Origin of the sequence: Bartonella queenslandensis (assembly GCF_018155095.1) — a bacterium.
Classification (GTDB): Bacteria; Pseudomonadota; Alphaproteobacteria; order Rhizobiales; family Rhizobiaceae; genus Bartonella; species Bartonella queenslandensis_B.
Genome location: NZ_NAAI01000001.1, coordinates 285,244 through 306,171 on the forward strand (window position 1 = coordinate 285,244; position 20,928 = coordinate 306,171).

The 20,928-nt window shown below is 38.5% G+C and carries 17 protein-coding genes; 12 read left to right on the forward strand and 5 right to left on the reverse strand.

Annotation, left to right across the window (positions count from 1 at the left end; all coding sequences use genetic code 11):
• The first annotated feature begins 109 nt into the window (after positions 1 to 109).
• From fabI to B5V81_RS01080, 7 genes are all read left to right on the forward strand, one after another.
• The gene (gene fabI, locus B5V81_RS01050) at positions 110 to 928 is read left to right on the forward strand and encodes an enoyl-ACP reductase FabI (protein WP_212111329.1); all 819 of its coding nucleotides are present in this window, start codon (positions 110 to 112) and stop codon (positions 926 to 928) included.
• A gap of 145 nt (positions 929 to 1,073) precedes the next feature.
• Complete coding sequence (aroC, locus tag B5V81_RS01055; protein ID WP_212111330.1) at positions 1,074 to 2,162, forward strand: chorismate synthase; 1,089 nt, start codon at positions 1,074 to 1,076, stop codon at positions 2,160 to 2,162.
• 15 nt (positions 2,163 to 2,177) lie between these two features.
• Positions 2,178 to 3,284: a 3,4-dihydroxy-2-butanone-4-phosphate synthase gene (gene ribB / locus B5V81_RS01060; protein ID WP_212111331.1), complete on the forward strand. Its 1,107-nt coding sequence runs from the start codon at positions 2,178 to 2,180 to the stop codon at positions 3,282 to 3,284.
• Positions 3,285 to 3,291: 7 nt separating this feature from the next.
• Positions 3,292 to 3,546 (forward strand): exodeoxyribonuclease VII small subunit, encoded by a 255-nt coding sequence (locus B5V81_RS01065; RefSeq protein WP_212111333.1) that lies wholly within the window; start codon positions 3,292 to 3,294, stop codon positions 3,544 to 3,546.
• A 249-nt stretch (positions 3,547 to 3,795) separates the two neighbouring features.
• Entirely contained in the window at positions 3,796 to 5,703 is a 1,908-nt protein-coding gene (gene dxs, locus B5V81_RS01070) for a 1-deoxy-D-xylulose-5-phosphate synthase (protein WP_212111335.1), read from the forward strand.
• A 16-nt stretch (positions 5,704 to 5,719) separates the two neighbouring features.
• The gene (locus B5V81_RS01075) at positions 5,720 to 6,463 is read left to right on the forward strand and encodes a TlyA family RNA methyltransferase (protein ID WP_212111337.1); all 744 of its coding nucleotides are present in this window, start codon (positions 5,720 to 5,722) and stop codon (positions 6,461 to 6,463) included.
• On the forward strand, positions 6,460 to 7,713 hold the full coding sequence (locus B5V81_RS01080) for a class I SAM-dependent RNA methyltransferase (protein WP_212111339.1): 1,254 nt from the start codon (positions 6,460 to 6,462) through the stop codon (positions 7,711 to 7,713). The genes B5V81_RS01075 and B5V81_RS01080 overlap by 4 nt, the downstream gene beginning before the upstream one ends.
• 548 nt (positions 7,714 to 8,261) lie before the next feature.
• Here the strand turns inward: B5V81_RS01080 and tldD are convergent.
• Both tldD and B5V81_RS01090 read right to left on the reverse strand, forming a co-directional pair.
• Complete coding sequence (gene tldD / locus B5V81_RS01085; protein WP_212111341.1) at positions 8,262 to 9,686, reverse strand: metalloprotease TldD; 1,425 nt, start codon at positions 9,684 to 9,686, stop codon at positions 8,262 to 8,264.
• A gap of 110 nt (positions 9,687 to 9,796) precedes the next feature.
• The gene (locus B5V81_RS01090) at positions 9,797 to 10,360 is read right to left on the reverse strand and encodes an invasion associated locus B family protein (RefSeq protein ID WP_212111348.1); all 564 of its coding nucleotides are present in this window, start codon (positions 10,358 to 10,360) and stop codon (positions 9,797 to 9,799) included.
• Between the two features lie 417 nt (positions 10,361 to 10,777).
• Between B5V81_RS01090 and B5V81_RS01095 the strand changes: the two genes are divergently transcribed.
• The 4 genes from B5V81_RS01095 (at position 10,778) to rnhA (ending at position 14,360) form a co-directional block, all read left to right on the forward strand.
• Positions 10,778 to 11,713 carry a heme o synthase gene (locus B5V81_RS01095; RefSeq protein ID WP_212111350.1) on the forward strand — a complete coding sequence of 312 codons (936 nt, stop codon included), beginning with the start codon at positions 10,778 to 10,780 and terminating at the stop codon, positions 11,711 to 11,713.
• Positions 11,714 to 11,872: 159 nt separating this feature from the next.
• Complete coding sequence (gene ispH, locus B5V81_RS01100) at positions 11,873 to 12,928, forward strand: 4-hydroxy-3-methylbut-2-enyl diphosphate reductase (RefSeq protein WP_212111352.1); 1,056 nt, start codon at positions 11,873 to 11,875, stop codon at positions 12,926 to 12,928.
• Positions 12,928 to 13,887, forward strand: coding sequence for a homoserine kinase (locus B5V81_RS01105; protein WP_212111353.1), 960 nt, complete (start codon positions 12,928 to 12,930; stop codon positions 13,885 to 13,887). The genes ispH and B5V81_RS01105 overlap by 1 nt, the downstream gene beginning before the upstream one ends.
• A 5-nt stretch (positions 13,888 to 13,892) precedes the next feature.
• On the forward strand, positions 13,893 to 14,360 hold the full coding sequence (rnhA, locus tag B5V81_RS01110; protein WP_212111355.1) for a ribonuclease HI: 468 nt from the start codon (positions 13,893 to 13,895) through the stop codon (positions 14,358 to 14,360).
• 25 nt (positions 14,361 to 14,385) lie between these two features.
• Here rnhA and B5V81_RS01115 read toward each other — a convergent pair whose 3' ends face one another.
• Positions 14,386 to 15,264 carry a protein-disulfide reductase DsbD domain-containing protein gene (locus B5V81_RS01115; protein ID WP_212111357.1) on the reverse strand — a complete coding sequence of 293 codons (879 nt, stop codon included), beginning with the start codon at positions 15,262 to 15,264 and terminating at the stop codon, positions 14,386 to 14,388.
• Positions 15,265 to 15,335: 71 nt separating this feature from the next.
• Here B5V81_RS01115 and B5V81_RS01120 point away from each other — a divergent pair, with 71 nt between their 5' ends.
• Positions 15,336 to 15,920 (forward strand): YqgE/AlgH family protein, encoded by a 585-nt coding sequence (locus B5V81_RS01120; protein WP_212111359.1) that lies wholly within the window; start codon positions 15,336 to 15,338, stop codon positions 15,918 to 15,920.
• 397 nt (positions 15,921 to 16,317) lie between these two features.
• Here the strand turns inward: B5V81_RS01120 and B5V81_RS01125 are convergent, their stop codons facing one another.
• Together B5V81_RS01125 and B5V81_RS01130 are read right to left on the reverse strand one after the other, a co-directional pair.
• On the reverse strand, positions 16,318 to 19,203 hold the full coding sequence (locus B5V81_RS01125; protein WP_212111361.1) for an EAL domain-containing protein: 2,886 nt from the start codon (positions 19,201 to 19,203) through the stop codon (positions 16,318 to 16,320).
• 398 nt (positions 19,204 to 19,601) lie between these two features.
• Positions 19,602 to 20,876, reverse strand: a complete 1,275-nt coding sequence (locus B5V81_RS01130; protein WP_212111363.1) for a M16 family metallopeptidase — start codon at positions 20,874 to 20,876, stop codon at positions 19,602 to 19,604.
• Positions 20,877 to 20,928: the final 52 nt, after the last annotated feature.

Genomic DNA, 20,928 nt, shown 5'->3' on the forward strand with positions numbered 1-20,928 from the left:
AGCAAGCGTAGTTTTTGTTTGATTTTAAACCAATTACTTGAAGAAAAAGTTGACCTGTGTCATAGGCAGATGAATAATATTAATTTTAAGTAACAATGGGGCAGTGCTGATGGCTAAGGGTAATGGTTTATTGTATGGTAAGCGTGGTTTAATCTTGGGGTTGGCCAATAATCGCTCCATCGCTTGGGGAATTGCTAAAGCAGCGAGTGCTGCAGGGGCAGAGCTTGCTTTTACCTATCAGGGTGAAGCAATGAAAAAGCGTGTTGAGCCTTTGGCTGGAGAATTAAATGGGTTTGTTTGTGGACATTGTGATGTTTCTGACAGTGCCTCTATTGATGAGGTCTTCAGAGTTATCGAGGAAAAATGGGGCAAACTCGATTTTTTAGTTCATGCTATTGGTTTTTCTGATAAAGACGAGTTAAGTGGTCGTTATGTTGATATCAGCGAATCGAATTTTATGATGACCATGAATATTTCGGTTTATTCCCTAACAGCGTTAACAAAGCGTGCAGAAAAGTTGATGTTAGAAGGTGGTTCAATCTTAACACTAACCTATTATGGTGCGGAAAAGGTTGTTCCAAATTATAACGTAATGGGGGTTGCTAAAGCAGCTCTTGAGGCAAGTGTGAAATATTTAGCGGTAGATTTAGGTCCCCAAAATATTCGTGTTAATGCGATATCTGCTGGGCCGATTAAAACGTTAGCGGCTTCAGGTATTGGTGATTTCCGTTATATTCTAAAATGGAATGAATATAATGCTCCCTTACGTCGTACGGTGTCAATTGAAGAAGTTGGTGACTCTGCTCTTTATTTTCTTTCGGACTTGTCTCGTTCTGTTACCGGTGAAGTTCATCATGTCGATTCAGGTTATAATATCATCGGTATGAAAGCCGTTGATGCCCCAGATATTTCTGTCGTTAAAGAATAAGTCTTGTTTAAGGACCCGTATTGGACAGCGGTGATTTGACAAAATTTAAAGCGGCCAAGAATATTTTGGAATAAAGAGCTGTTTTGTGTATAGCTCAACATGTATTGTCGTTGCGTATATTTGACAGAGAAACGGATCTTTTTTCATGTCGCATAATACATTTGGTCATTTGTTTCGTGTAACAACATGGGGTGAAAGTCATGGAGCTGCTCTTGGTTGTGTCATTGATGGTTGTCCACCTGGAATTGTTTTTACTCTTGCAGAAATTCAAGCTTATCTTGATAAGCGCAAGCCTGGGCAATCCTTATATACAACGCAGCGCCAAGAACAAGATCAAGTAGAAATCCTTTCAGGAGCGATTGCTCAGGAAGACGGGACAACATTCGTTACAACAGGCACACCAATTTCTCTGTTGATTCGAAATACAGATCAACGCTCTCAAGATTATGGGAAAATCGCTCATCAATATCGTCCTGGTCATGCAGATTATACGTATGATGTTAAATATGGCATTCGTGATTTTCGAGGGGGAGGACGTGCTTCAGCACGCGAGACAGCAGCGCGTGTTGCGGCTGGTGCATTGGCTCGTAAAGTTGTTCCTAGTTTGGTTGTACGAGGAGCCGTGATAGCAATTGGTCCCCATCATATTAATCGTGATCGTTGGGATTGGTCAGAGGTTGAGAATAATCCTTTTTTTACAGCTGATGCAGAGATGGTTCAGATTTTTAGTGATTATATCCGTAAAATCCGTAAAGATGGGACATCTGTTGGTGCGGTTATTGAGATCGTTGCAGAAAATGTTCCGGCAGGTTTAGGAGCCCCTATTTACGCAAAACTTGATCAAGACATTGCCTCCTTACTTATGTCAATTAATGCGGTAAAAGGGGTTGAAATTGGTGATGGTTTTGCGGCAGCCCGTTTGAGGGGGGAAGAAAATGCCGATGAAATGCGGATGGGAAATGATGGAAAACCACTTTTTTTATCCAATCATGCAGGTGGTATTTTAGGAGGAATATCGAGTGGACAGCCAATTATTGCACGTTTTGCTGTAAAGCCTACTTCATCAATTTTAACGCCTCGTCGCTCCATTGATGTTGATGGTCATGATGTAGATGTTATAACGAAGGGACGCCATGACCCATGTGTTGGGATTCGTGCCGTTCCTGTTGGTGAAGCGATGGTTGCTTGTGCTATTGCTGACCATTATTTAAGACATCGCGGTCAAGTTGGGTGATTAAGAAGGTAAATAATGGCGTATAATGAAGAAAAAATTGTTTCTGCACTTAAAGCTTTTGAACGCGGTGAAATTGTTGTGGTGACAGATGATAATGACCGTGAAAATGAAGGTGATTTAACGGTTGCAGCAGCGCATTGTACAGAAGAAAAGATGGCATTTATTCTTCGTCACACAACAGGTATTGTGTGTACACCTATGCCCAAAAAAGAAGCACAACGATTTCATCTTGATCCTATGGTACGAGATAATAACTCTGCGCATGGGACTCAATTTACTGTTACTGTTGATTTTAAACATGGCATAACAACAGGGATTTCAGCGCATGACCGTACATTAGCGGTATGTAATCTTGCGAATTCAAGTGCAAGTGCGGATGATTTTGTTCGTCCTGGACATATTTTCCCTTTGATTGCGCATGAAGGGGGAGTTCTTTTGCGTTCAGGTCACACGGAAGCTGCTGTTGATTTATGTAAATTAGCTGGTTTACCGCCGGTTGGTGTTATTGGTGAGTTAGTCAATGATGATGGAAGCGTCAAACATGGCGATCAGATTACAAAATTTGCGCAAGAACATCGATTGCATATCATAACGGTTGCAGATTTAATTGCTTACCGCCAGCGTAAAGAAATCTTGATTAAGTCTGTTGGAGAAATGGCTATTAAAACACCTGTAGGCTCTGCTATTGTTCAAAGTTATCAACTTCCCTGGGAAGCTGTTCAGCATATTGCAGTCATTTTTGGCGATATCCGTGAGGGTGAGGACATTCCTGTATGTTTGTATCGCGAAAATATTTTGAATGATATTTTTGGGCAGTTTCCAGATATTACAGCTATCATGCAACGTATGATGACAAAAGAAAAGCGTGGTGTGTTTGTTTATTTGCGTGCAGAATCTGTTAATATACAATCATCTACAGGCATTCAGGGGATTATACGAGAAGGTTCAGAGAAGCATGCGCAGGCAATTGAGCGCGAAGAAGAATGGCGCAAAATTGGTTTAGGATCACAAATTTTAAAATATTTAGGAATAGGCTCTGTTATTATTTATGCTTCTAAAGAGCATCATTATGCAGGTTTAGAAGGTTTTGGAATTCGTATATCTAGAACAGATATTTTTTGAGGTTCATATGAAAAAAGAGATTCAAGAGGGGGATATTACGGCTTTAACCTTTGAGCAAGCGCTTAAGCAACTTGAAGTTATTGTTGAAAATTTAGAACGTGGCGATGTGCCTTTAGAACAATCCATTGATATTTATGAACGTGGTGAAGCGCTTAAAAAACATTGTGAAAAACTCTTGAAGGCTGCTGAAGCAAAAGTTGAAAAAATTCAGCTTTCGCAGGAAGGTTCTCCAGAAGGAGTAGAACCCCTTGATGCTCAATAATATTAAATATTTTTTGGGGTATTTATTGTGGGACGAGGAGATGCAATAACCTTATTTTATGAACAAAAAATTTTATCGTTTTTTTTTATAAAATAAGCTAAAAATGGAAAAAATCATCAATCCTCTTAAAGAGATAAGAGAGAAAAGCATTTTTCAATAAAAAAGGTGTAAAACTCTCAATAAAAGAGTAGAGGAGATATGTTTTTATCACGGCTTTCTCGTGAGTTAAGATAATAGGAAGGAATTTTTTTGTCTCGGGTTTTAACGCCATTGCTTGATCGTATTTATTTTCCACAAGATTTGAGGGCATTACCTGAGTCTGATCTGGTACAGTTGGCTAATGAGTTGCGGACCGAAACAATTGATGCGGTTTCTGTAACAGGTGGTCATCTTGGGGCGGGACTTGGTGTTGTTGAGCTTACAGTTGCATTACATTATATTTTTGATACACCAGAGGATAGGATTATTTGGGATGTTGGTCATCAAACCTATCCGCACAAAATTTTAACGGGGCGTAGAGAAAAAATTCGCACATTACGTCAAGAGGGCGGGCTATCAGGTTTTACAAAACGCTTAGAAAGTGTGTATGATCCATTTGGGGCGGGGCACTCATCGACTTCTATTTCGGCAGGGCTTGGCATGGCGGTGGCAAGTGCTTTGAAAGCAGAGACAAAACGCAAAGTCATTGCTGTCATTGGTGATGGTGCAATGTCTGCAGGTATGGCTTATGAAGCAATGAATAACGCTGGTGCTTTGAATGCGCGCTTGATTGTTGTTCTGAATGATAATGATATGTCTATCGCACCGCCTACAGGTTCTATGAGTGCACATCTTGCACGGTTAGTATCTCGTCCTTCTTATCGTCATTTACGTGAACGTGTAAAAATGTTGAGCGAAAAATTGCCAAAGTTTTTTTGGGATAAGGCACGTCGTTCAGAGGAGTTTGCGCGTGGCCTTTTGGTTGGGGGAACGTTATTTGATGAGCTTGGCTTTTATTATGTTGGCCCTATAGATGGGCACAATCTTGGGCATTTATTACCTGTTTTAAAAAATGTTCGTGAATATCCTCATGGTCCTGTTTTGGTGCATGTTGTAACCCATAAGGGAAAGGGATATCCACCTGCAGAAGCCTCGTCCGATAAATATCATGGTGTTAATCGTTTTGATGTCACGACAGGAAAACAGGTTAAGACATCAAGTAATATTTTACCCTATACCAGGGTATTTTCTAAAGCTTTAATAGAAGAAGCATGCCATGATGATAAGATTGTTGGCATAACGGCAGCGATGCCAACAGGGACAGGACTTGATTCTTTTGCAGAAAAATTTCCTGAAAAAATGTTTGATGTTGGTATTGCTGAGCAACATGCCGTAACTTTTGCGGCAGGACTTGCTTGTGAAGGATATAAGCCTTTTGTTGCAATTTATTCTACTTTTTTACAGCGTGCTTATGATCAAATTATTCATGATGTATCAATTCAAAAATTACCGGTGCGTTTTGCCATTGATAGAGCAGGTTTTGTGGGGGCAGATGGTGCAACGCACGCTGGCAGTTTTGATATTGTTTTTTTGGCCACTCTTCCTGAGTTTGTTGTTATGGCGCCTTCAGATGAACTTGAACTGATGCATATGGTGCGTACAGCAGCAGCTTATGATCAGGGGCCCATTTCTTTTCGTTATCCACGTGGTGAAGGTATTGGTATAGATTTACCAAAACGTGGTGAGTTATTAGAGATTGGAAAAGGACGTGTTCTGCGTGAAGGAAATAGGATCGCTCTGGTTTGTTTTGGAACGCGGATGTCAGAAGTATTGCGAGCTGCTGATTTGTTGGGAGCAGAGGGGTTATCGATAACGGTTGCCGATGCACGGTTTGCAAAACCTTTGGATAAGGACTTGATGCGTCGTTTAGCACGTGAGCATGAAGTATTAGTGACAATTGAAGAAGGTGCAATCGGCGGATTTGGAGCGCATTTATTACAATTTTTAGCACAAGAAGGGCTCTTAGAGCATGGTTTGAAAGTTCGTACCCTAAAACTTCCTGATGAATATTTAAATCATGGTTCACCAGAAAAAGTTCTCTCAACGATTGGGCTTGATGCGATGGGTATTGTCAACACGGTTTTAACGGCCATGGGGCGCGAGATTCGAATGGAATAGAAAATTCGAGTATAAGATGGCTTCCAGAAAAAGGCTCGATATTCTTTTAGTGGAAAAAAACTTTTTTACGACACGTTCCCGTGCGCGTGATGCTGTCATGCGCCAAACAGTTAAAGTTAATGGTGAAATCGCTTTAAAAGCGGGGCAAACCTTTTTTGATAATGCAGAGATTGTCGTTTGTGATCCAGCGCAGAATTATGTTTCGCGGGCAGCATTGAAATTGATTGCAGCACTTGATACATTTCCGATTGTAACGGATAAAGTGACAGCCATTGATGTTGGCGCATCAACAGGTGGTTTTACACAAGTTCTCTTGGAGCGTGGGGCAGCCCATGTCATTGCTGTTGATGTTGGACATCATCAATTTGATACACGTTTATCGGGCAACAGTGCTGTAACGTTATTAGAGGGTTTAAATGTTAGAGATTTTCAACAGGAACATTTAGGCGGGCGGGAAATTGATCTTATTGTGTCAGACGTTAGCTTTATTTCTCTCAAACTTGCATTGCTTCCCGTTTTATCGTTAGCCAAGAAGGGGGCTCAGGCTGTTTTATTGGTAAAACCTCAGTTTGAGGTTGGCCGTAAGCACCTTGGTAAGGGAGGGATATTAGATCCATCAAGAGCTAAAGAAATTGCTGAGGAGCTTTTTATTTGGCTAGATACTCAAACGGGGTGGCGTGCAAAAGGTTTACTTTCTTCCCCTATTACAGGTGGTGATGGCAATGTAGAATATTTATTATTCGGAGAAAAGCAACAGTGAGTGATAATGTTATAATCGACCATATTGGAGCAAATGGTTATGGTACTTCCAAGACATCGTACGGCTTTGTTTATGTTCCTTTTACTTTGCCAGGAGAATGTGCTGAAGTTACTGTTCGTGGAAAATATGCAACATATATAGCATTAAAAGAAAAATCACCAGAACGTGTTGATGCGCTTTGTCAGCATTTTGGAGAATGTGGAGGCTGCACTCTTCAACATTGGCGTGCTGATGCTTATCGCGTATGGAAACGACAATTGGTTGTTAATGCACTTAAAAAATATGGAGTTAATAGTGTTGTTGCACCTTTAATAGAATGCCAACCCTATAGTCGACGACGGATGACTTTAACAGCATCCATGACCCCACAAGGTCAGAAAGTTGGTTTTAACCGTTATCTCTCTCATGAGATTATAGCTCTTGAGGAATGTCCAGTAAGCTGTCCAGAGCTTATTTCTCAGTTGCGTAATATCAGAGAGCTCTGTTCTTTTCTAAGCAGCTCTGTTAAACGGTTTCATGTTACAATAACACGCGTTCAAAATGGTGTAGATGTCACTTTAAGTGGTTGCAGTGTACCCCATGAGTCACTTCGTCAGAAAATGATCAAAGCAGCTCTTTCATATGGGATTACACGTTTGTCTGTTGACGGTGAAGTTTTGATTGAACGAGAAAAACCAGTAATTTACTTTGGTGATGTCCGGGTTGAATTTCCTTCTGGTGGTTTTCTTCAAGCAACCTGTGAAGCTGAAAATATCATGGGTAACATTATTTTGACTCATTTAAAAAAAGCAAAGAATGCTCTTGATTTATTTTCAGGGGTAGGAACATTTGCTTTGCGTATGGCTAAAAAGATGAATGTGCATGCAGTAGAAAATGATGAGAAAGCATTAGAAAATTTGAGTTCAGCAGCCCGTTTTACAACTGGTTTAAAAACAGTAACTTGTGAAAAACGCGATCTTTTTCGTCATCCACTCGCTGTGAAGGAACTTGAATGTTTTGAATCTGTTGTTTTTGATCCTCCTCGTGCCGGTGCAGAGGGACAAGTTCGTGAACTGGCGAAGGCAACAGTATCACATGTTGTGGCAATTTCGTGTAATCCTGCTACATTTGCGCGTGATTTATCTCTTCTTGTTGCAGGGGGATATACAATAGAAAAGATCACACCAATTGATCAATTTTTATGGTCACCCCATGTTGAAGTTGTTGCTGTTTTGAGCAAAAATAAAAAGAAGAAGAGCTGGAAACTTTAGCTTAAAAGTCTTTTTAACATTATAAAGTTTTTTTTAAAAAAGTCTACTTGGGGATTATTATAAAAATCTCTCTAGAATTTATCACAATAATAACCTTTTTCTCATTTGAATTTAAGAGCACTGCATGTAGACAGTGTTTTTACTTTAAACTTTTTTATTATGAAACAGACAGTGTTACCCCACACAAAAGACTAACGTATTACAAAGAAAGTATGTTTGAGGGTGTATCTGAAAGCCGGCATCACCACTATATGTGCCATTACCCAATATCGTGACAGACTTTGGCATTTGAGATGGTTCATAAGAGGCATGTTTTTTGTACAGTTTCATCCCACACAACTCCCTTTACTTGTAATATACAAATCAATGGTTTTATTGATACAACATACACAGATTTAAAGTAAGAGAATTCCACAGTATTCAAGGGTTCTAATTCAAGTTGAATAACGCTAGATTATCTTTATAAATCAATATATTATGTAAAATCCTCCCTCATAAATCGTTTTAATAGATGAGAAGGGAGAAATACTGGGAAGGAATGAGAACGGTTATTCTTTTGTAAGCGCGGTTCCACCAATTGTCATATTATTGATTCGCAAATGAGGTTGTCCAACACCAACAGGAACATTTTGCCCTGCTTTTCCGCACATACCAATACCGTTATCCAGTTTACTATCATTTCCAATCATTGTGATACGTTTCATAGCCTCCGGTCCATTTCCAATAAGGGTTGCACCTTTTATCGGTGCACCAATTTTACCATTTTCTACTCGGTATGCTTCAGTACATTCAAAGACGAATTTACCAGAAGTAATATCAACTTGTCCTCCACCAAATGAAACAGCGTAGATACCACTTTTAAGGGAAGAAAGGATTTCTTCAGGTGTTTTATCGCCTCCTAGCATGATTGTATTCGTCATACGTGGCATTGGGGCGTAAGCATAGGATTCACGTCGTCCATTTCCAGTTGATTTACTTCCCATAAGCCGTGCATTAAGCCTATCTTGCATAAAACCAACGAGTTTCCCATCTTCAATGAGAACATTATATCCTGAAGGGGTTCCCTCATCATCGATCGTGAGTGAGCCTCGGCAATGAGGAATTGTTCCATCATCAACAACTGTAACACCTTTTGCCGCAACTTGTTGTCCTAAAAGTTCAGCAAAAGCGGATGTTTTTTTGCGATTAAAGTCACCTTCTAAACCATGACCTACGGCTTCATGGAGCATAACGCCAGGCCATCCATTGGCTAAGACAACATCAAATGTTCCTGCAGGTGCTGCTTCTGCTTCTAAATTTGTTAAAGCCATACGTAAGGCTTCATCCGCGGCTTGTTTCCAATGATCTTCACGAATAAATTGGTTAAATGCTTGTCGTCCCCCACATCCATAAAAACCATTTTCACGTCGATTGCCTTCAGCCGCAACCACAGATATAGAAAGGCGTACAAGGGGACGAATATCACGAACCAAATATCCATCAGCCCGTAAAATTTCGATATGTTGTAGTGAGCCAGAAAGAGAAACAGTTACTTGATGCAATTTATCATTTTTTGCTCGTAAATAAGCATCAATTTTTTGCAAAAGAGCACTTTTTTCTTCAAATGATGGAGCCTCAAGGGGATTATGTGGTTGATAAAGCCTCTTATTTGTTTGTTGAGGAGCTACACTATAAGGTCCGGCATGATTATTATAGGTAACAGTTTTAGCTGCTTCACAAGCATGTTTGAGTGCAGCAGCGGATAATTCACTAGAATGTGCATATCCAGTCGCCTCTCCAGCAACGACACGCATACCAAACCCCATATCTTGATGGAAAGAGCCGTTTTTAAGTTGTCCGTTATCAAATAAAAGGGCTTCGCTTTCTGTATACTCGAGGTAAAGTTCGCCATCATCAGCATGATGAAGCGTTTCCTGTACAAGTGATTGCACTTTAGAGGAAGCAATATCAAAATGATCAATGAGCGATTTCATAAAAATTATCCTATTTTTATTGGGGGCTTAGAAGATTTTTATTAATATAATTTAAGAATCTTTTAAAATATATGAGGAGATTTTAATCATCTCGTTTGTGTTGATTTCATTCATGTGGGCAAGGTTGCATAGGCGTCACCAAGACCATGAAGGTCAACCAGTCCTCCAATTCCTTGCTCAGGGGTCGTAAAGATAAAATAGGTTGCCATTTTTCCTTTTAAAAAGAGTTGTAATATGTCTTCCTTAAGAAAAGCTTCAGCAACACAATTATCACCAAGACAACGACGATATTCCATCCTACCCATATTTTTATCGTCAATTTTAATTCCAACGCCAGGACGCAATTCAACACGAATCGGAACAAAAACACGCATTAAAGCACCTTGCTTTTGAGGCAGTTTATAAAATGTAACACGCAAGGTAATATCATGACGGCCTTGTGTATGGACGTTTTGTACAACTTCACACTGCATATTCGGTGTCCCTGGTGGAAGAGCACAAACTTTTGTCCATGCACCATAGGTTTGTGGAGGAGGGACATTTTGCGCATAGGGTGTTTGTGCAAAAGCGTAATTAATAGAACTGCTATAAAGTGGGTGAAGAACAGCACCAATAAAAAAAACTTTTTTGAGTAATTTATAAAGTATCACAGAAAATCCTATCCAACTCAGCATCTACACAATCATGCATAGATTGTGCATAAAAAATGAATTTCTCACATAAAAACTATAACACAAAACCAGTATTTACCAAAATATATTCATCTCTATGTAATAAATAAAGGAAAATGAGAAAAAGGAGCATTTTATAGGAGATAAGTTTTCAGGATGGCTTTATGCTGTTTGGTAGGATACACTTTATATGATACATTTGTAATGTAAGAGAAAATGTTGATTGAAAAAATGTATTTTTATTGCAAATATTTATATCTATTTTTTAGGAAATGCGTACAAGAAGGGTATGCCATATTTTCTCAAAAATAGCAGTGGTCTTAATTGGTCATTCCGTATGTTAGATAATGTTTGCCAAATAATATTTGCCAAATAATATTTGTTTGTGAATGACAGAAATGAAAAAGGGTGTTGAGTGGAATGTCTGTTTCAGGAGAGTTATCGGTTGCAAATGGTAAATCAACGCCACCAAAATCCAGTATCAGTGATTATATTACATTATTAAAGCCGCGTGTTATGTCACTTGTGGTCTTTACAGCACTAGTTGGTTTAGTGGCGTCTCCTGTTTCCATCAATCCGTGGTATGGTTTTTTAGCCGTTTTATGTATTGCTGCTGGCGGTGGGGGTGCGGGAGCATTGAACATGTGGTATGATGCTGACATCGATGCTGTTATGGAACGGACCAAAAAGCGTCCCATTCCCATGGGTAAAATCAGCTCCCGAAAGGCATTTATTTTTGGCATGGTTCTTTCTATGCTTTCAGTATTGGTCATGGGGAGCTTCATTAATTGGTTTTCGGCATTTTTTCTTGCGTTTACGATTTTCTTTTATGTCGTTATCTATACAATTTGGTTAAAGCGTATCACCCCACAAAATATTGTTATTGGGGGGGCTTCTGGGGCTTTTCCACCAATGATTGGATGGGCTGTAACAACTGGGACTGTAAGTTTTGATAGTTTTTTATTATTTTTAATCATTTTTATGTGGACACCTCCTCATTTTTGGGCTCTTTCTCTCTTTTCATCTCTTGATTATGAGGCTGCGGGTATCCCTATGATGCCTAATGTACGAGGCGAATACTCAACAAAAAAACAGATCTTATTCTATACCATTTTGATGGTATTATGTGCCGCTGCTCCTTACTTTACTGGTCTTGGTGGAATTTTTTATGGCATCTTTTCAACAATTTTAGGTCTTATTTTTATTTATTTTGCCTATCGTTTGTGGAAAGCGGATACACATAGTGAAACTATTTTGATGGCCAAAAAAACCTTTTTCTTTTCGTTGCTTTATTTGGCCGCTATCTTTGGCGTTCTTTTGATTGAATCTCTTGTTCAGTATTTTATCGACCTTTAGGCAAATAGAATGAAAAATTAAATTTTAAAAGAGCTTTTCTTCAAGAAAATGCTGTAGAATGTTTTCTTATGTAAAAGATAATATTGCGCGTTTTTTTTACATTGCGTATTCATGTATAATATTTGAATATTATAAAACTGTAGAGATTAAGGATGATTTATGTCTGGACTTCCCCCCTTAACGATACGTCTTTGTGGTCCACGTGGATTTTGTGCAGGGGTTGATCGTGCTATCCAGATTGTTCTACTTGCATTAAAAAAATATAGTGCTCCAGTGTATGTTCGTCATGAAATTGTACACAATCGCTACGTGGTTGAGGGATTACAGCAAAGAGGAGCCGTTTTTGTTGAAGAACTTGATGAGATTCCAGAAGAACATCGCAATCAACCGGTTGTTTTTTCTGCCCATGGTGTACCAAAATCTGTCTCAGAAGAGGCTCGACGTTATAATTTGTTTTATCTTGATGCAACATGTCCGTTGGTCTCGAAAGTTCATAAACAAGCGATACGGCATCAACGTCATGGTCGCCATGTTATATTGATTGGTCATGCTGGTCATCCTGAGGTTATAGGAACCATGGGACAGCTTGAAGATGGGGCTGTGACGCTCATTGAAACGATAGAAGATGCTTTGCATTATCAACCAAGTGATCCAGATAAATTAGGGTTTGTTACACAAACGACACTTTCTGTTGAAGACACAGCAGGAATTCTTGATGTATTACAACAACGTTTTCCTACATTAGCAGCTCCAGCAGCTGAGTCAATTTGCTATGCTACAACGAATCGGCAAGACGCAGTGAAGGCAGCAGCAAAGGGAAGTGATTTGTTTTTGATTGTTGGAGCACCAAATTCTTCTAATTCGCGACGTTTGGTAGAAGTTGCTGAAAAGTCTGGTGCACGGCAAGCTATTTTAGTTCAACGCGCTGATGAAATTAATTTTGAAAACCTAAAAGCTCTTTCTGTTGTTAGTCTTTCAGCAGGAGCTTCGGCTCCTGAAGTTATTATTGATGAAATTATTGCTGCGTTTCGTGAGCGTTATGATGTGACAATAGAATTAGCTGAAACAGTGGTGGAAACGGAAAGATTTTTAGTGAGTCGCGAATTACGTGACGTCATTTTAACGTCTCAAGATATGGCATTTGTGAATGGTCAAGCAAATAATGCAAAAAATGAAAATCAGAATACAGACATGTCTACAACGAAAGCAGAATAATGGCCGTTTATACAGATATTCATCCAGATGATTTAAAAGCGTTTTTAACACGTTACGCAATAGGGTCACTTTTATCTTATCAAGGGATAGAGGAAGGGATTGAAAATTCTAATTTTATGCTGGAGACAACACAAGGGCGGTTTATTTTAACACTTTATGAAAAGCGTATTTCAAAAGATGATTTACCTTTTTTTTGTCGCTTGATGCAGCATTTAGGACAGCGTGGAATTCTTTGTCCCCAACCGGTTATCCAAAATGATGGAATGATGATTAGTGAATTAGCAGGGCGCCCAGCTGCTATTATTACCTTTCTGGAAGGAGAGTGGATCCGACAGCCCGATATAGGTCATTGTGGTGAAGTAGGTACAGGGTTAGCACAATTGCATTTAGCAGGACAGGATTTTACACTCAGTCGTAAAAATACGCTTTCTATTATGGACTGGCAGCTATTATGGCAACGTTGTCAAATCACAGAAGATGCATTGTTAAAAGAATTTGGAGAAAAAATTGAGTCGGAATTGTTTTTTTTACAAAAAAATTGGCCATTAAATTTACCAACAGGCATTATTCATGCAGATTTATTTAATGATAATGTCTTTTTTGTGAATCATCGCCTTTCTGGTATGATAGATTTCTATTTTGCATGTAATGACTTCTTTTCTTATGATTTAGCGATTTGTTTAAATGCTTGGTGCTTTGAGCCTGGTCATTCCTATAATCTTACAAAAGCACGTAAGTTGCTAGAAAATTATCAAAAAATAAGACCATTGGTTCCTTTAGAATTGGACAAGATTATTTTATTGGCTCGTGGTGCGTCTTTACGTTTTTTACTCACACGTCTTTACGATTGGTTTAATACACCGCCCAATAGCTTTGTTATTAAGAAAGATCCATGGGAATATTGGCACAAGCTTTGTTTTTTCAGTAACGTAAATTCTCTAAGCGAATTAGGTTTTTAAATTTTATGGCAAGACAACAAAAAGTCGTTGAAATTTATACAGATGGTGCTTGCTCAGGAAACCCTGGAGTTGGAGGCTGGGGAGCAATTTTACGCTGGAATGGCCATGAACGTGAGCTTTATGGTGGTAATGCTCATACAACAAACAATCAAATGGAACTCATGGCGGCAATTTGTGCACTAAAGGCACTTAAGGAGCCCTGTTTAGTCGATATTTATACAGACTCAGTTTATGTACGTAATGGTATATCGAAGTGGATTGAAGGTTGGAAAAAGAATAATTGGCGCACTGCATCAAAAAGTCCTGTGAAAAATATGGAGCTATGGCAAGCTCTTGAGGAATCTTGTTCTTGTCATACAGTCAGATGGCATTGGGTAAAAGGGCATGCGGGTCATCCAGAGAATGAACGCGCCGATGCTCTTGCTCGCAAAGCAATTGCTGAATATCGCGAAAATGGCCGTTTTCCAACATAATTGTTGTTTGAGTTTTTTTCTCTTATCATGGGATAGCAGGAGGGGATGACTGTCTATGGAATATAAATGTTCCACTTAAGGCGTGATCTTTAAAAGAAACTGTATAAAAAATTTTTTGATTGTTTTTTTCTGGTACGAAATAGAGTGGAGCGCTAAAGAGTGTATATTCTGCATTATCACTGATTTTTTTTGCTGCTCCAATTTGCATTTCTCCTCCATCTAAAAAGAGAGAGTAAGGCTTGGTTTTGTTGTTATTTTGCATTTTTATAAGGAGGGTATTATTATTTTTTTCAGCGCTTATTTTTAGGGCATTTTGCGTCATGCGCGGCAAAGAATCTTGGGCATCTTTTAACAAGGAAGTAGGAAGAGATTTGTTTTTAAGAGAAGATGGTGAAAAATCAAAGTTAACAGTCAATGGAAGGCAGATTTTATGGCATAATCCAAGAGTGAAAGCACCGCTTAAATTTTTTCTTGAAGAAAATAGATTAAAAGGCAATATCACTTTATCTTTATAGCCTAATGACCAATCATTTTCTGTTTCAAAAAGCTGAGGAGTAGGATAAAAGATTTCATAAGAGACCTGTTGGTTGAAATTAAAAAAGGGTGCCATTCCTGAATTACCTGGATTACGCCAGTACGTTTTCCATCCTGGTTTAAGCACAATTTCAATAAAGCCTTCTCTCATTCCAGAAAGAGAAGGTTCAGTGATTGCTAATCGGATACGACCACCCTCTGATTCATGCCAAGAGGTTGAGAAAAGCTGGAGTTTTTGTTTTGCTTGAGCATTTACAGGAATATTAAATAATTCTAAAATTATAAATGTTAAGCTTAAAGTAACGAAAAGCTTTTTATAAAAGGATGTTGCGATATTTTGTAATTTTGTAACCATGAGACTTATTTTCATTGGAGTTTTATTTTCCTAGTGTACTAAAGAGACAAAATTTTATCATGTAAATTATGGAGAATAACAGATTAATGCAGCAGTGTAATGGCTTTTTGGGTGGACAATTACTCATAGCAATGCCTGGGATGAGTGACAGACGTTTTATTCGTTCTGTTATTTATATTTGCGCGCATTCTGATGCTGGTGCTATGGGCATTATTCTCAATCAATTGCATCATATTGACTTTCCAGAACTTTTACTTCACCTTGGTATAATAGACAGTCGACAAAAAAAACATCTTTCTGAACCAATAAAGCAATTTCCAGTTCGCTATGGTGGTCCTGTTGATCCTTCGCGGGGCTTTGTCCTTCATTCAGATGATTATGCTTGTGAAGAAACTGTTTTTATTGCAGATAAGGTCTGTTTTACGGCGACAATTGATATTTTAAAAGCGATCAGTTGTGAGCAAGGCCCGCAACATGCACTGGTAGCATTAGGTTATGCTGGGTGGAAAGCAGGGCAACTTGAGGCAGAAATTTCTACAAACGGTTGGTTAATCAGTTCTACATCACCTAGTTTTCTTTTTGAAAGTGATTTAAGTCGCAAATATGATAAAAGTTTAACACGCATGGGGATTGATCCGCTCTATCTTGCTTCTGAAATGGGACACGCGTAGAGTTTTTTCTGAGTTTTTTAACTCTACACGTTATTCTATCCCCTCTGTTTTTATTTTAAAGAAACATCCCTCAATGTGTCTAATCCCATTTCGCGATGGCACTTGTGAGTGGCATTACGGTAAATCCGTTGAGCCCCCATCTGTACGCTTGTAAAGTAACAAGCTAAGCGCCCATCGCTATATTTTCCAGCCTCCAATAATTATGACAGCTCTTGGCACTTAAGACGATTCATGAAAAGGTATTTTTATCCCTTTTCTCCACCTAGGTTTTCTCTGCTTGTGACGCACAAGTGAATGGTTCTGATTAATTCAACATGAGAGAGATTTTGAAATAAAAGAATCTCATGGTGTTCAGAGCATTAATTCAAGTTGGATAACGCTAAATTATCGTTATAAATTAGTATTTTGGTTTATAAGGGAAATGGCTTTGAACGAGAGTAATTAATTCTTTTATGGCAAGTGGTTTCGTTACAAGTGTGCTTTGAACATATTTACAGCCTTCTTGACGGAGGAACATTGCTTCTTTTTCATTTTCAACACCTTCTGCGATAATTTGTAAGTTAAGATCTGTTGCCATATTAATGATAGACTTGAGAACGAGTTTTTTCTTGAGAGAGTCGATTGAAATCAGTGAACGATCAAGTTTAACCATATCAAACGGATAACGCACGAGATAGGTCAGTGACGAATAACCTGTTCCAAAATTGTCGAGCGCGAGGTTCATTCCAAGTGTTTTAATTTGTTCGAGAAAGTGGACTGATTGTTCAGGATTGTTTCTTAGAACAAATTCAGATATTTCAATCATCAAGCGCCCTTTGTGGAGTGGATGGCGAAGCAATGCGGCACGCAATTGACTGATAAAACGAGGATGAATCATCTCTGCGCTTGGTAAATTAATTGAAATAAAGAAAGACTGTTGGAAAAATTTTTCTTGTACATTTATAAGATCAATAATGGCATTATCGATGATAAATTGTGACAAATCCATAACGATTTGTTCGTTTTCTACGATCTTTATGAAATCAGAGATATTTAATTTCCCATAAGTTGGATGATGCCATTCTACAATTGTTTCAAAACCAATAATATGCCCGTCTGATAAATTAAGAATAGGATGGTAGAGAATTTTCATCTCATGACGTTTGATGGCATAATGGATATCTTTCCCAAGAGTATTCTGTTCGAGACCCAAAGTGCGAAAATTAGGACGAAAAGGTTCAATATGATTCCCCCCCATTTGTTTTGCACGAATCATCGCTAATTCACTATCATTAAAAATATCTTTAGCTGTTGATCGACTTTCACTCCATGTAACCAATCCGATAGACGTCGAAAGGATTATTTTGTTTTCTGACAATGAAATAGGTGCTGAAATTGTTTTGTGCAAATGATCTGCAAATGCTGCAATTTTTTCTGGTTCAGTTTCACTAAGTAAAATAATTGCAAAACGGTCTGCTGAAAGACGCGATAAGGTATCTTGAAAGTTAATAAGACGATTTAAACGACGAGCGATTATAAGGAGTACAGTATCCCCAACAGCTATGCCTAATTTACGATTAATTTGACGAAAATTGTCAAAATCAATCATAAAGACGGTTGGTCTAATTTTAATATTTGCTTTTGCCAAAGAGGTATAATTTTGCAACCTATCAAAGAAAATTTGTTGGTTAGGAAGACCAGTTAAGCTGTCGTGGATTGCATCATGCAATAAACGTTCTTCAGATTTTTTATGATTCGTGATATTGACGATGGTTCCAATGACACGTGTGATTTTCCCATCTTTTTGCATAGCTGGACGTGCACGAAGAGAAAACCAATGATAATAACCACCGCCAGAAGAAAGCCGAAAAATTTGATCAATACGCCCTTTTTTATTTTTAAGAATGATATCCAATACGGCTTGAAAGCGTTCACGATCATCATAATGCAAGGCTGAAATCCAGTTACGCATAGTCCCATTAAGGTTGTGTATTTCAGTACCAAAAAGGGTTCTCATGTTTGGATGCACAACAATACGATCACGCTCAACATTCCAATCCCAAATAATATTCCCAGCTCCTTTCGCTGCGAGGACTTGTTGTTCAAGGTCGGAAAATATTCCTTCATGGAAAGCATCATTAGAAAAAGTTTGTTGCAAGACCGTAAAGCTAATGAGAAGAACAATAAGCACTAATCCTCCCGCTAATGCTGGTTGGATAATCTCATTATTTAAATGTCCTTCTATGCAGGTATAGGCTCCCACACACCAAAAGCTAATCAGCAACCATGTTGGGATAAGCATAATGGCGCGGTCATAACTTCGGATTGAAAAATAGATGATTAACGGTATACCTAGCACAGCGGTAAGGCCAAATGATAGACGAGCAATTCCTGCAGCTCTGATTGGATCATAAATAGCAAAGGCTCCTAAACTGCAAAAGGCAATAATCCAAGCGATAGCACCATAACTAAAATGATAATGCCAGCGATTAAGATTGAGGTAGGTAAAAAGAAAAATGAAAAGTGTTGCGGCAAGCGCTACTTCTGTACCGGCACGCCAGATTGGTTGTGTTGTGAGTGTAACCGCAAAAAATTTATTTAAAAAGTTGAAGTCAATACCAATATAAAAAAGCACGGCCCAAGCAACAGCGGCTGTTGCAGGAAACAGCCCTGTCCCACGGACAACGAAGAGAACGGTTAACAAAAGTGCTAAGAGACCTGATATTCCAAGAAGAATACCATGATAAAGCGTATAAGAATTAATAGCGTCCTTATAAGCTTCAGGTTGCCATAAATAGATTTGCGGTAGATTTTCAGAATTAAGTTCTGCCACAAATGTAACAACAGCACCGGGATTGAGAGTAATATGAAAGATATCAGAGTTCGTACTAGGTTGACGATCGAGAGAAAAACCTTCACTTGGTGTTATAGATTGAATCCGTGTTGATCCAAGGTCTGGCCAAAAAAATCCAGAATGCGCCATGCGATAATGGGGTGCAACGATAAGACGATCGACTTGTTCATCTGTTGGATTTGCAAGAGAAAAAACTGCCCAGTTTCCGGAAAAATTTTCATTTTTTGCCTGTACTTCAATACGCCATACAATACCATCTGGTCCTGGCGCTGTACTTGTTTGAAAAATAGAATTGTTTGTATGGTGAATTTCAATTGCTTTTGAGAGATCAAGTGCAGCATCCTGAGAAGAAATCTTAACGGGCTCAATAGCGTGTGCTGATGTAAGATGGACAAAAGAACTAACGACGATAATGAAAATGATGTCAATTATTTTACGCAAGCTCTTCACAATGTCCCACTCTCAATATTCTAGGGTGTTTAATTTTCATTTAGATTTTTGGGAAAAAACGTCTACCTTATTATAATTTATTTACATAATAACTTGTTATCATTGTCTCTGATTTTATATACAAATAAACCACTTACCCATTTTCTTCAATGAAACTTGAAGCGGATGGAATTTTATATTTTAAAAGGGCAAAGTTAAATTATGAATTTCTAAATTTCACGAATATATCTTTACTCACTAGAATCTCTATCACATGAAGAAGAAATTAGATAGTTTTGTACGCTTCTTTATCCAATATTTCCAAAACTTATTTAATGAGAAGAGTTTTAGTGGTGAATTTTATGATAAGATAAAATACATTGATGTTCATTATAATGATTCTTTAGAAAAGTAGTCTTTTACTTTAGCTTACATGAAAGAGTTGACGTTAAATCATCAAAATTCATGAGGGGGCCTACAGGTCCGACAGCAGTGAGTGTGGGCGTGGAACTTGTAAAAAGACGATGCGCTAAATCCTTTAATCTTTTGGGTGTGATGAGATTGAGTCGTTCAATTGTTTCTGACATTGGAATGGGGCGACCGTAAAGAAGTATTTGGCGAGCAATGAGATGTGCTTGACTAGAAGGATTCTCCTGTGACATTATGAGGTTAGCACGATATTGTGTTTGTGCTCGTTGGAGTTCATTGGCTTGAATATTTTTGCTTGCTTTGGAAAGTTCATCAAGAATTACGGGCAGAAGCTCTTTGAGTCCTTCTTGTCCAGTAGCGGCATGAACACCAAAAAGCCCAGTATCTGAAAACCCCCAATGAAAAGCATAAATAGAATAGCATAATCCACGTTTTTCTCTTACTTCTTGAAAAAGACGTGAGGACATTCCCCCACCAAGAATGATTGAAAGAATTTGTGTCGCATAAAAATCACGCGCGTGATAAGCGCGTCCTTCAAACCCTAGAACAATTTGTGTATCCATTAAATCGCGATATTCACGAAAGTCGCCGCCGACATAATTTGCAAGATGAGTAAGAGAGGCAGTTGAATGGGAGCGAAAAGTGCCAAGACGACTTTCAACTTCTTTTAGAAAACTTTCGTGTTTTACAGCTCCTGCCGCAACGACAATCATACGATCTGCACTATATTGCTTATTGATGAAATCATGAAGATCAGAAGATGTAAATGATTGAATAGTTTTAGCTGTTCCTAAAATAGAACGACCAAGGGATTGATGGCGAAAGGCTGTTTCTGTAAAGTGATCAAAAACAATATCATCAGGCGTGTCATGGGCGGCACCAATTTCCTGAAAAATGACTTGTTTTTCTCGTTCTAGTTCGTCTTCGTCAAATTTTGAATGCATCAAAATATCAGCTAAAATGTCGATAGCAAGCGGGATATCGCTTTTAAGGACACGTGCAAAGTAAGCTGTTGTTTCAATACTGGTTGTGGCATTGATTTCACCACCAACATCTTCAATATCAGTTGCAATTTGAAAAGCGCTACGGTTTTCGGTTCCTTTAAAGGCCATATGTTCAAGCAGATGGGCAATACCATGCTGTGTGAAGGTTTCATTGCGTGAGCCCACTTTAACCCATATTCCGAGTGCGACACTATCAATCTGTTCCATTGTATGTGTGGCGATAGTCAAACCATTACTAAGACGACAGACATCTACATCCATGTATTTATGACTCCATTAACAAGCTAAATACCTCATTGTTAAGGGTATTAGA